Annotated in this window: 10 protein-coding genes; 6 read left to right on the top strand and 4 right to left on the bottom strand. The window is 65.0% G+C overall.

All coding sequences use genetic code 11. The features are described 5' to 3' along the window. Positions 1–76: 76 nt before the first annotated feature. Positions 77–1,276: a TerC family protein gene (locus tag QFZ70_RS13545; RefSeq protein WP_307096339.1), complete on the bottom strand. Its 1,200-nt coding sequence runs from the start codon at positions 1,274–1,276 to the stop codon at positions 77–79. 52 nt (positions 1,277–1,328) lie between these two features. Further along, positions 1,329–3,032: an ATP-dependent DNA helicase RecQ gene (locus QFZ70_RS13540; RefSeq protein ID WP_307096337.1), complete on the bottom strand. Its 1,704-nt coding sequence runs from the start codon at positions 3,030–3,032 to the stop codon at positions 1,329–1,331. 256 nt (positions 3,033–3,288) lie between these two features. On the opposite strand from QFZ70_RS13540, the gene QFZ70_RS13535 reads away from it, so the two are divergent. Continuing rightward, positions 3,289–5,616 (top strand): FdhF/YdeP family oxidoreductase, encoded by a 2,328-nt coding sequence (locus QFZ70_RS13535; protein ID WP_307096336.1) that lies wholly within the window; start codon positions 3,289–3,291, stop codon positions 5,614–5,616. On the opposite strand, the gene QFZ70_RS13530 is transcribed toward QFZ70_RS13535, so the two are convergent. After that, complete coding sequence (locus QFZ70_RS13530; RefSeq protein WP_307096333.1) at positions 5,617–5,946, bottom strand: DUF6457 domain-containing protein; 330 nt, start codon at positions 5,944–5,946, stop codon at positions 5,617–5,619. Between the two features lie 312 nt (positions 5,947–6,258). On the opposite strand from QFZ70_RS13530, the gene fdhA reads away from it, so the two are divergent. The 4 genes from fdhA to QFZ70_RS13510 all read left to right on the top strand — a co-directional run bounded on the left by fdhA (position 6,259) and on the right by QFZ70_RS13510 (position 9,646). Further along, complete coding sequence (gene fdhA, locus QFZ70_RS13525) at positions 6,259–7,476, top strand: formaldehyde dehydrogenase, glutathione-independent (RefSeq protein WP_307096331.1); 1,218 nt, start codon at positions 6,259–6,261, stop codon at positions 7,474–7,476. Between the two features lie 113 nt (positions 7,477–7,589). After that, entirely contained in the window at positions 7,590–7,940 is a 351-nt protein-coding gene (locus QFZ70_RS13520; RefSeq protein ID WP_307096329.1) for a GNAT family N-acetyltransferase, read from the top strand. 75 nt (positions 7,941–8,015) lie between these two features. Then, entirely contained in the window at positions 8,016–9,374 is a 1,359-nt protein-coding gene (locus tag QFZ70_RS13515) for an MFS transporter (RefSeq protein ID WP_307096327.1), read from the top strand. Between the two features lie 56 nt (positions 9,375–9,430). Continuing rightward, positions 9,431–9,646, top strand: a complete 216-nt coding sequence (locus QFZ70_RS13510; RefSeq protein ID WP_307096325.1) for a hypothetical protein — start codon at positions 9,431–9,433, stop codon at positions 9,644–9,646. Between the two features lie 75 nt (positions 9,647–9,721). Here QFZ70_RS13510 and QFZ70_RS13505 read toward each other — a convergent pair whose 3' ends face one another. Beyond that, a complete protein-coding gene (locus QFZ70_RS13505; protein WP_307096322.1) occupies positions 9,722–10,474 on the bottom strand; it encodes a metalloregulator ArsR/SmtB family transcription factor in 753 nt (250 codons plus the stop codon). A 143-nt stretch (positions 10,475–10,617) separates the two neighbouring features. On the opposite strand from QFZ70_RS13505, the gene QFZ70_RS13500 reads away from it, so the two are divergent. Continuing rightward, positions 10,618–11,601 carry a phosphotransferase gene (locus QFZ70_RS13500; RefSeq protein WP_307096320.1) on the top strand — a complete coding sequence of 328 codons (984 nt, stop codon included), beginning with the start codon at positions 10,618–10,620 and terminating at the stop codon, positions 11,599–11,601. The last annotated feature ends 28 nt before the right edge of the window (positions 11,602–11,629 follow it).

Below are 11,629 nucleotides of genomic sequence, written 5' to 3'. Positions count from 1 at the left end.
GACGGTTGCCCTGGCCTTGAATCCAACGTAGCAAGAGGCACTGACAGTAAGTCCGCCGGAACAGACCCGGCCGAGGCTAGCTGTCCGCGGCCGCCCGCACCTGGGCCTTGTCGTGCTCCGCGTGGGCGCTGCGCAGCAGGTTCAGGAACTCCGTCTCGTTGCGGACGAGCCTCTTGTACTTCTCTGGCAGTTGGCGGATCTGGTCCTCCTCGCGGCACATCTTGGCGAAGAGCTTGTCCCGCTCCACCATGTCTGTCTCGTAGTTGAGGTCCAGGTACTCGATGGCGTGGCGCTTGGCGCCGGACACAGCGTTCTTGGCCTTGCCCTTGGGGCTGAAGATGGACGCCAGGACGGTCACCACGAGGACGCCGAGGATCACGCTCAGGGAGACCTGGGTGCTGACTTCCACCACGTTGACGTGTTCGCCGTCGTTGATGAACGGCAGCGTGTTTTCGTGAAGGGCGTGCAGGATGAGCTTTACGCCGATGAAGCCAAGGATTGCTGCCAGGCCGTAGGAGAGGAAGATCAGCCGGTCCAGCAGCCCGTCGATCAGGAAGAACAGCTGCCGCAAACCCATCAGTGAGAACGCCGTGGCAGTGAAAACGATAAAGACGTTCTGGGTCAGGCCGAAGATTGCCGGGATCGAATCAAGCGCAAAAAGGATGTCCGTGCCGCCGATGGCCACCATGACCAGCAGCATCGGCGTGAGGACACGCTTGCCGTTCTCCATCGTGAAGAGCTTGTCGCCGTCGTAGTGTTCCGACGCCGGCAGGAACCTCTTGGCGAGCCGTACCACCAGGCCCTCGGACTCGTCGTCGTGGGCGTTCGGGCGGAGCAGGTTGCCGGCAGTGACAAGCAGGATGAGCCCGAAAATGTAGAACACCCAGGCAAAGCTGTTGATCAGCGCGGCACCCAAAAAGATGAACGCGGTGCGGGCGATGAGCGAGAAAACGATGCCGAAGAGCAGCACCTTCTGCTGGTCGGCGCGGGGCACCCTGAAGCTGGCCATGATGATGAGGAACACGAAGAGGTTGTCCACGGACAATGCCTTCTCCGTGACGTACCCCGCGAAGTACTCCGTGCCCATGGTGGGCCCGCCGAAGATCAGCACGCCCAGTCCGAAGAGCAATGCGATACCCACGTAAATGGCGGACCAGGTGGCGGATTCCTTGAGCGAGGGCGTGTGGGCCTTCCGCACATGGAAAAAGAAATCGAAGGCGAGCAGGCCAACAATTCCTGCGATGGTCAGCGTCCAGACATAGGAAGGTACTTCCACGCGGCGGGCCTTTCGTCGGAGTGTCCTTCCAGCCTACCCGCGTGGGCAGCAGCTAAGCGGGGCGCAGGAGTTCGTGCTCCACAACGGCGGTACGGGACAGGGTCTTGTAGCCCTCCTGCTCGAACAGGACGGTAATCACGTCGTCCTCATGCCGCATCACCAGCCCCGGACCCCACTCCTTGTGGACCACCGCGGACTGGAGCGGGAACGGCTCGTCGGCACCTGAGGCGCCCGTTTCCGCGGACCCCGGCCCGCCGTCGTCGTGCGCGTTTGTTCCCAAGCCGGGCGCATCCGCGCGCTCAGCAGCGTCCGCGCAGGCGTCGCAGTTGCCGCACGGCTCCGGCAGGTCCTCGCCGAAGTAGCCCAGCAGGAACTGCCGCCGGCAGCTGTCCGTCTCCGCGTAGGCGCGCATCATGGTCAGCCGGGACTGGTCCATGCGCTGCCGGGCCTCGGCCATGTCGACGGCGCGGTCCACCAGGGTGGGCAGTTTGGCTTTGGAGGTGAGGCGGATGCCGCGTTTGCCGGTGGTGACGCCACCCGTCTCCTCCAGCTGGTTCACAAGCCCCGTGACCCGGCGCACCGGCATCCCGGTGAGCTCCGCCAGGGAGGTCTTGGGCGCGGGTGCGCCCGCGGACTTGAGGACCTTCAACACGTCCAGCAGCGAGTCCGGATCGGGGGAGTGCGTGCCGAAGAACTTGCGCAGGCCGAGGTCCTCGGCTCGGTAATGAAGTACAGCCGATGCCGGCTCACCGTCACGGCCCGCCCGGCCGATTTCCTGGTAGTACGAGTCCAGGGCTTCCGGGATGTCGGCGTGCACCACGAACCGCACGTTGGGTTTGTCGATGCCCATGCCGAAAGCGGTGGTGGCAACCACCACGTCCAGCTGGTCATCCAGGAACAGCTCGTGGATCCGCTCGCGGTCTCCTGCGGAGCGGCCCGCGTGGTACGCCTCCGCCCGGAGCCCCTCCTTTTCGAGCTTGGCCGCGTACTTCTCCGTGTCCTTACGGGTGGCGGCGTACAGCAGCCCCTGCCCCTGTTCCCGGGCGAGCGCCGCGACCTGCCCCAGCACGGCCTTGCGCTTGCCCTTGTCCTCCTGGTGGCGGACCACGTCGAGCGTGATGTTGGGCCGATCAAAGCCGTGGACCAGGACCAGCGGGTCCGCCATGCCCAGCCGTTCGCAGATCTCGTCGCGCACGGGCGGTGAGGCGGTAGCGGTCAGCGCTGCCACCGGCGGGTTGCCGAGCCGTTCGCGGACATTCCCCAGGTTGAGGTAATCAGGCCGGAAGTCGTGGCCCCAGGAGGAGACGCAGTGGGCCTCGTCCACCACGAACATGGAGATTTCCAGTTTGGCGATGCGGTCCACGGATTCCTGCTTGGCCAGCTGCTCCGGTGCGAGGAACAGGTACGTTGCCTCGCCGGACTCGGCAGCCTGCCAGGCGGCCTCCACCTCCGAGTCGCTGCGCGCGGAATTGACGGCGACGGCGGCGCCCTCGCCCAGCTCCCCGGCCAGCCCGTCCAGCTGGTCCTCCTGCAGGGCAATCAGCGGGGAAACCACGACGGCGGGACGCCCCGTGGTGTTCTGCAGGTACCGGGCGGCGACCTGGTAGATGGCGGATTTGCCGTAGCCGGTGGGCATCACGGCCAGGACATCGCGGCCGCCGGCGAGGGCACGGATGCCATCCAGTTGGCCCTCACGCAGCTCGGGCAGGGAAAAGGACGACGCCGCGAGGGCGGTAAGGGCAAGATCGTCGGACATTTGGGAGCGGCTCCGCACAGTTGTTCCTGCGGCCGCTTGCTTCAGCCGAGGTACCAAGCCTAGCGCGGGCCGGGACCCGCCGTCGTGCCGGTCATCGCTGTGTGGACAAACCCTTCCTCCTGCACGGCGTGGCTGTTGTCCACTTGCCCGCCGCCCATCCTTGACTTCCCGGCCACCCTGAACAACTGTGGAAGGAACTGGTCCGCCGGCAGAAGCTGGGACGTTTTGGGGCCGGGACGAGCAAGGAGAGTGCATCGTGACGCGCGAAAACCCGAAGGTCGAAGAAGCCGACGAGTCCGAGCTTGAGGTGACGGGACATCCCAAAACCTGGGCCGCAGGAGTGCCCGGCGTCTACCACTCCATGCAGCCTGCGTTGAAGCACATGGGCGTGGACAGGTCGCGGAAAACCCTGCTGGCGCTGAACCAGAAGGACGGCTTTGACTGCATGAGCTGCGCCTGGCCGGACCCCGGCCACCGCAAGACGTTCGAATTCTGTGAGAACGGCGCAAAAGCAGTCACCTGGGAGGCCACCCCTGTGGTGGTCAGTTCGGAGTTCTGGGCCGAGCATCCCGTCAGTGAACTGCGGGAGCGGTCCGAGTACTGGCTGGGCATGCAGGGCCGCCTCACGGAGCCCGTGTACAAGCCCGCGGGCGCAGACCACTACCGGCCCGTGAGCTGGGATCAGGCATTCGGGATCATCGCGGAGAAACTCAAGTCCCTGCCCAGCCCGGACCAGGCAGCGTTTTACACCAGCGGCCGCACCTCGAACGAAGCCGCGTTCCTGTACCAGCTGTTTATCCGCGGGTACGGCACCAACAACCTGCCCGACTGCTCCAACATGTGCCACGAATCCTCGGGATGGGCAATGGGCCAGACCATCGGCGTCGGGAAGGCCACCGTCTCCTACAACGACTTCGAAAAAGCGGACCTCATCATCATCCTGGGCCAGAATCCCGGCACCAACCATCCGCGGATGCTCACCGCCCTCGAGGAAGCAAAGGAAGCCGGGGCCAGCATCGTGGCGGTCAACCCGCTGCCGGAGGCGGGCCTGATGCGTTACAAGAACCCGCAGAAGGTGAAGGGGATCATCGGCCACGGCACGGACTTGGCCGACCAGTTCCTCCAGATCCGGCTCGGCGGGGACATGGCGCTGCTGCAGGCCGTGTCCAAGCGGGTCCTGGACGCCGAGGCCGCAGCGCCGGGGACGGTGCTGGACCATCAGTTCCTCGAGGATCACTGCCTGGGGCTGGAGGAACTCCAGGCGCACCTTGCCACCCTGGACGACGCGGCCGTCCTTGAGGCCACTGGGCTGCGGTCCGAGGAGATCGACGAACTGGCAGACCGCTACCTGCGCGCGGAAAAGGTGATCATCACCTGGGCCATGGGCATCACACAGCACAAGAAAGCTGTCGCCACCATCAAGGAGATCGTCAACCTCCTGCTGCTCCGCGGAAACATCGGCAAACCCGGTGCCGGCGCCTCGCCCATCCGCGGACACAGCAACGTCCAAGGGGACCGCACGATGGGCATCTGGGAGCAGATGCCGCCGGCGTTCCTGGACGCGCTGGGCAAGGAATTCAGCTTTGAACCGCCCCGGGAGCACGGCGCGGACGCGGTGGAAACCATCCGGCAGATGCGCGACGGCGGCATCAAGGTGTTCATAGCCCTGGGCGGCAACTTCGTGGGTGCCATGTCAGATACGCGCGCAGCTGAAACGGCGATGGAACATACCGAGCTCTCAGTCCAGATCTCCACCAAGCTCAACCACTCGCACGCGGTAACCGGGGCAGAGGCTTTGATCCTGCCAACGATGGGGCGGACAGAGATCGACAGGCAGGAGTCAGGGCCGCAGTTCGTTTCGGTGGAGGACACGGTCTGCGCGGTGCACGCCTCCCACGGAACGGTGGAGCCTGTGGCGCCGGGGCTGCTGTCCGAGGTGGCCATCGTCTGCCGGCTGGCGCAGCAGGTGCTGGGGGACCGGATCTCCGCGGACTGGGCCGGTTTCGAAAAGAACTATGACCTGATCCGCGAGCACATCTCCCACGTGGTGGTGGGTTGTGAGGACTACAACCGGAAGATCCGGCAGGACGGCGGTTTTGTCCTTCCCAACGGGCCGCGCGACTCCCGCACCTTCAACACTCCCACCGGCAAGGCGATGCTCACCGTCAACGAACTGGAACACGTGGAACGGCCTGCAGGCACCCTGATCCTGCAGACCATCCGCTCGCACGACCAGTTCAACACCACCATCTACGGCCACAACGACCGGTACCGTGGCATCAAGAAGGGCCGCGAGGTGGTGTTTGTGAATCCGGCGGACCTCACCGAACTTGGACTTGCGGACGCCCAGCACGTGGACATCCACGGTGTGTACCCGGACAACGTGGAGCGGGTGCTCCGGAACTACCGGGTGGTGTCGTACCCGTCGGCGCGCGGGTGCGCGGCGGCCTACTACCCGGAGGCGAATGTCCTGGTGCCGCTGGAGAGCGTGGCAGAGGGAAGCCAGACGCCTGCGTCCAAGGCCGTGATCGTCCGGCTGGTGCCCGTTCCGGTCCTCGAAGAGGAGCCGACGGCGGCAGGGTAGCTATTGCCCGGTGTCCGCCCAGCCCCTGCTGGCGGGCCCGCCGTCGTGTCCGTCCTCGCACAGCCCGAAAGCCACGCCGGCGGCCTTGGAAACGGCCGCGCTCGACGCTTCCCGCGTACCGGCACTGCCGGTCCCGACTTCCAGGCCGGCGGCATAGCCCACCAGGAACGTGGTGACTGGCGCGGCCGGGTGGATAACGGACTCGGCTGACTTGCGGGCCAAATCAAGAAGCAGCTCGTTGTCCACGTCCAGGTCCAGGATCTGCAGGGCCTGGGCCAGCCGGTTGCTCCACTGGTCCAATACCTGTGCTTCTTCGTCACTGACTGCCATGTCCGCTCCTTCGTCAACAAATGGTTTAGCTGCTGGCTGCATCCGGTGCCGACACTACAAGGCTTCGCAGCGGAAGTCATGGGGTTCCCAAAACCCCTAATCCGAAAAAGGGTAGAGCCCCCTCCCTTATGACTCTGGAACGGCCTCCCCGGCCCTGCTTAGACTGGGCAGACCCCAGCCCAGGAGCGTCGGCACCTGATCAGTGGCACCAAAGGAGGCGCCATCTGATCGGCGCGGGGCACTGCCTGCAGGGGTACATCACCTACCCCAATCACGGCTGCCCTACCGGGGGCCTGACTACAGGAGACACAGATGACAGGGAACAAAGCCGTTGCCTATAAAGCGCCAGGCAAGGTTGAAGTAATCGACATCGACTACCCCAGCTTCGAACTCAAAGACGGGCCCGGCGTTAATCCCGCCAACGTTGGACGTCCGGTGAACCACGGCGTGATCCTCAAAACCGTGGCCACCAACATCTGCGGATCGGACCAGCACATGGTTCGCGGACGCACCACCGCACCGGCCAACCTGGTGCTGGGTCACGAGATCACCGGTGAAGTGGTGGAAGTGGGCCGCGACGTCGAATTCATTAAAGTCGGCGACCTCTGCTCGGTGCCGTTCAACATCGCCTGCGGGCGCTGCCGCAACTGCAAGGAACGCAAAACAGGTATCTGCCTGAACGTGAACCCGGACCGTCCGGGCAGCGCCTACGGATACGTGGATATGGGCGGCTGGGTGGGCGGCCAGGCGAATTATGTGCTGGTGCCCTACGCCGACTGGAACCTGCTGAAGTTCCCGGACAAGGACCGGGCCATGGAGAAGATCCTGGACCTGGCCATGCTCTCGGACATTTTCCCCACGGGCTACCATGGCGCCGTCAGCGCCGGGGTGGGTGTTGGTTCCACCGTATACGTAGCCGGGGCAGGTCCGGTGGGCCTTGCAGCGGCGACGAGCGCGCAGTTGCTGGGCGCCGCCGTCGTAATTGTGGGGGACCTCAACGAGGACCGGCTGGCGCAGGCCCGCAGCTTCGGCTGCGAAACGGTGGACCTCACCAAGGGAGGCCCAGCAGAGCAGATCGAACAGATCATCGGCGTACCGGAAGTGGATTGCGGCGTGGACGCAGTGGGCTTCGAGGCGCGCGGGCAGGGGCACGGCAGGGACGCCGAGGAGGCTCCGGCAACGGTGCTGAACTCGTTAATGGACATCACTGCGGCCGGCGGTGCCCTCGGCATCCCAGGCCTCTACGTCACCGGTGATCCGGGCGGGATTGACGAGGCCGCCAAGAAGGGCGCCCTGAGCCTCAGCCTGGGCACCGGCTGGGCCAAGTCGCTGAGCTTCACCACGGGGCAGTGCCCGGTGATGAAGTACAACCGGCAGCTGATGATGGCCATCCTGCATGACAGGGTGAGCATCGCGAAGAACGTTAACGCCAAGCCCATCACGCTGGAAGAAGCGCCGAAGGGCTACGCGGAGTTCGACGCCGGCGCAGCCACCAAGTACGTCCTTAACCCGAATGGGTACCTGAGCTAAGGCGGAACGGCGGACGATGGTCTTCGTGGGGAAACCGATACGGAAATAAGGGCTGCCCGGCCCGGGTTAGGCTTTGCACGGGCAGCAATATAACCGCATCGAAGGAGATCCCCTTGAGCCAGATCACCGTCCGCCACAACCCCGGCCACCAGCGCTTCGAAATCCTTGACGCCGGCAACGTGATCGGCAAGGCCGCGTACAAGGATTACGACGGCGGCGCCTCACCCCAGCGGATTTTCTACCACACCGTGATCAACGAGGAATACGGCGGGCAAGGTTTGGCGGGGCAGCTCGCCACGGCGGCTTTGGACGAGACGGTCAGTGCGGGGTTCGGAATCGTGCCGGTGTGCCCCTACATCAAGAAGTTCCTGACCAAGCACCCCGAATATGAGGCGAACACGGTTCGCACGGCCCCCGCCCACTTGGAATTCCTGGACGCCGCGCTCGCTGCCCGCACCCGCTAGCTGGCCCTGCACCTGCGCGTCCCGCGGTGTTCATCAAAGTCGCGAACGCCCGGGCCGGTGCACCAGACTGTTTCCGTGAGCAACAAACCCCGGACTGCCCTGGCCGTCGCAGGCCTCAGCTTGGGCACGGCATTGAACCCGCTCAACTCCTCAATGATCGCCGTGGCCCTGGTGGTGCTCCGCGCCGACTTCGGGCTCGACGTAGCTGCCGTCACCTGGGTGGTTACCTCCTTCTACCTTGCCTCAGCCGCGGGCCAGCCCGTGATGGGCAGGCTCGCCGACAGGTTCGGACCGCGGCGGATGTTTATGCTCGGCATGGCACTGGTTGCCGTTACCTGCGCACTGGCACCGCTCGCGCCGAACTTCGCCCTGCTCTGCGTGGCCCGGGCCGTGATGGCACTTGGTACGGCCACCGCCTATCCCAGCGCGGTGGTAATGGTGGGAGCCCTTGCGCACCGGGCCAACGTGGACTCCGCCCGTCCGTTGGGCCGGCTCCAGATGGCCAACACGTCGGCGGCGGCAGTGGGGCCTGTGGTGGGTGGCCTGTTGGTGAGCTTTGTGGGCTGGGAAGCGCTGTTCCTGGTCAACGTTCCGCTGGCGCTCGCCGCGCTGCTGATCGTTCGGCAGGCCGCGCCAAAGGACGAAGCCCGGGAACGCGGCAGCTTTGCCGAGCTGATCCGGGACTCGGACATCCCCGGGATTCTGGCCTTCGTAACCGCACTGCTGCTGGTGATGATGGCGGCGCTGAACGTGGCGCCGGGCTACCGCTGGTGGATGCTGGGGGCTGGAACGGTGATCGGTGTGTTGTTCGCCTGGCGCGAGTTGCGCTTCAACCGGCCCTTCCTGGATCTGCGGCTGCTGGGACGCAACCGCCCCCTGATGCTGGTGTACTTGGGCTTCGCGGTGTTCAGCAGCGTCTATTACTTTGTCTTCTTCGGCCTGCCACAGCTGCTGCAGGAAGCGGGCGGTTACGATCCCGGCGTGGTGGGCCTGCTGATGCTGCCGCTCGCCGCGATGTCCGTCGTCGCCACGCCGTGGGCAGTCAAGGCTATGGAAAAGTTCGGCGTGCGCCACGTGCTGATATTCGGCGTCGTACTCTTGACCGCCGTGGCCGCGCTGATGTGGTTGCTCACCGTGACGCTGGTAATTCCGCTGGTGGTGGTGCTGACAGCGCTGATGGGTATCCCGTACGGAACGGTGAGCATCGCCACCAACCAGGGCATGTTTGTCTCCACCCGGGCGCAGGAGCGGGGAGTGGCGGCCGGTATCTACCAGACCTGCCGGTACGTGGGGGCAATTGCCGCCACCGTGATGATCGGCGTTTTCGCGGCCGCCGGCGTGGACCAGGAAAGCTGGGCGCGGATGGTGCTCGCCATGCTGGTCCTGTGTTTAGTGACGTTCGGTGTGTGCCTGCTGTGGCGGCAGCGGACCTAGTAGCCCGGCTTCGAAGGGCCGTGCGGACCCGTGTTGGCCTGGTTTATCGTGGAGCTATGGCTTCTCCAAAGACGCAGCTGTACCTGGACATCACCGCGAAGGGCTTGTGCATCCTGGGCGCGGCGTTGATGATCTTCGGCCGGGGTGCATGGTTCTACGTGGGCGTCGCGATCGTGGTCCTGGGCGTGCTGTTCATCGGCGGTTCGCTGGTGGCCACGCGCAACCTGCGGGGCAGGGGATGGGGCGGCACCAACCGGCCACCGGCCAGGTAGCCCCACTCCCTGCAAGCCATCATCACAGCCCTCGAACGACGTCGACGCGCCGTAGTAAGGTCTGCGTCCGCCAGTTCAGGTATACATCAGTGAGCCGGGCGTGGTGAGTTTCTCGCCCGTCTCCAGCCAGGTCTTCAGGCCGGAAAGGATCATCGGCCAGCCGCCGTAGAGCTGTTCGTTGGCGCCCTCGCGGAGGTCGCTGTGGGTGACGGTGAGGCGGCAGGAATCACCCACCGGTTCGATGTCCCACGTGATCTTTGAGGTTCCTTCGGCTTTGACGTCATCGCCCCAGAGCGCGCGCATGGTCTGGACGAGGCGGCGCGGCGGGTCCACCTCAAGGTTCTCGCCTTCGCCAAGCGGTGCGCCGGCCTTCAGGTTGTTCATAGTGAAGCGCCCGCCCGGGGTCCAGTCGGTTTGGATGGTGTTTCCGAACTGGTACTTGCTGCGGATTTCGCTGTCCGTGATGGCTTCCCAGAGCCGTTCCGGGGTGGTCTTGATGTAGATCTCGAAGATTTTTTCCATGGGACTTTCCAATCTGGATTTGAGGTCGCTGAGGCCAGCGGCCCATGGTTCTGCGTATTTGCTCACCCAGCGGTCATGGACGAGCCGGATAGGGACCGGGTTAAGGAAATGCAGCTTTTCACGCCCCCGACGGCGGGCCACCACCAGCCCGGCTTCCTCCAGGATCCGAAGGTGCTTGGCGATCCCGAACCGGGTCATGTCGAAGCGGCCTTCAAGAGCACCGAGGGTCTGCCCGTCTTCCCGGAAGAGCTCGTCCAGCAAGTCCCGCCGGGTGGGGTCCGCGAGCGCCTTGAACACGGCATCCATAGGAATAATGATAGGTGACCATATGGTCACCTATCAAGGCTTTCCCTAGGTCAGGGTGCCCCCGGCAGCGACTGGGGCTGAATTTCAGGAGCGGCCGCCGTGGCAGGATGGGCAGCATGTTGCCCTTGAGCCAGATTTCAGGAATGAAAGCAACGGTCGACGGCGAGTGGCGCTCGCCGGTGGCCGATGCAGTAGGCCTGAAGTGGGGCATTCCCGCAGGTGCCCTGAGGTACTGGCGTTCCTCTGCGGCGCATGTCTTCGTCCTTCCGCCCCAAGGTGACGCGCACAGTGTCCTGTACGCCCGCTTCGCTCCCGCCGGATCGACGGCGGGAGCGCGCCTGGAGCGGGGAGCCCAGCTTCAGGCACGGCTGAGCGACGCCGATGCTCCCGTTGCGGGCCTTGTGCGTTCAGGCGAAGGCCGGCCTGTAGAGCTGGTCCCGACCCCGTTGGGGCAGGTGGCAGCGTGCGTGGTCAGGCGAGTCGACGGTGAGGAGCTGGACACGGACGGGCTCGACGCCGGTGCTGCCGCCGCCTGGGGTGGGGCCTTGGCTGGCTTTCATCAGGCCGCCGGTGCGCTAACTAGTGCAGTCCCGCAACAGCAGGCGAACGTGTTTGCCCGCCTGATGGCACACCCCGATCAGGACCTGCGGGAGGCGGCACAGATTCTGACGCTGTTGACCGAACGCCTTGGTCCGGGGCCGAACGTGCTGGGCCATGGGGACTTTGAGCTCGACAACCTTCGCTGGTCGCAGGGAAGAGCTACCTGTTTTGACCTGGACGAATGCGGGCTTATGCCTGCCGCCACAGATGTGGCCTCCGCGGTGCGCGACCTCCTCGGTTCAACGCCGGATGTGCCCGAGCATCCGGAGCTCCTTGACGCATTCCTCGCCGGGTACCAGCAAAGCTGCGGCCTGGCCGTGACTCTTGAGGAGCTGCAAGTCCACCGCGCAGCACTCTCTGCACGGCAGGTCCTGGAGGCGCCCGCAATCCTCGACCTCGATGCGACGGTCCTCGAAGCGACCGGCAACGGCTGGCTCAAGGAGCTGAACGATTCCCTGGCCGGCCATTATGAGGATCAGCGGAACATCGTCCTGTCAACGGCGCAGGCGCTGGCCCAAGTCGAGTAACCAAAGCGGTCAGCCAACTGCTCTTCGA

Origin of the sequence: Arthrobacter sp. V1I9, assembly GCF_030817075.1 — a bacterium.
Taxonomy (GTDB): Bacteria; Actinomycetota; Actinomycetes; order Actinomycetales; family Micrococcaceae; genus Arthrobacter.
Note: the sequence above shows the minus strand (reverse complement) of the source record. Positions and strands in the feature narration are given on the sequence as shown.

Excerpts from the sequence above, each read along its gene's own strand:
- QFZ70_RS13540 (WP_307096337.1), bottom strand. The coding sequence starts at position 3,032 with ATGTCCGACGATCTTGCCCTTACCGCCCTCGCGGCGTCGTCCTTTTCC.
- QFZ70_RS13505 (WP_307096322.1), bottom strand. The coding sequence starts at position 10,474 with ATGGATGCCGTGTTCAAGGCGCTCGCGGACCCCACCCGGCGGGACTTG.
- QFZ70_RS13530 (WP_307096333.1), bottom strand. The coding sequence starts at position 5,946 with ATGGCAGTCAGTGACGAAGAAGCACAGGTATTGGACCAGTGGAGCAAC.
- QFZ70_RS13500 (WP_307096320.1), top strand. The coding sequence starts at position 10,618 with ATGAAAGCAACGGTCGACGGCGAGTGGCGCTCGCCGGTGGCCGATGCA.
- fdhA (WP_307096331.1), top strand. The coding sequence starts at position 6,259 with ATGACAGGGAACAAAGCCGTTGCCTATAAAGCGCCAGGCAAGGTTGAA.
- QFZ70_RS13510 (WP_307096325.1), top strand. The coding sequence starts at position 9,431 with ATGGCTTCTCCAAAGACGCAGCTGTACCTGGACATCACCGCGAAGGGC.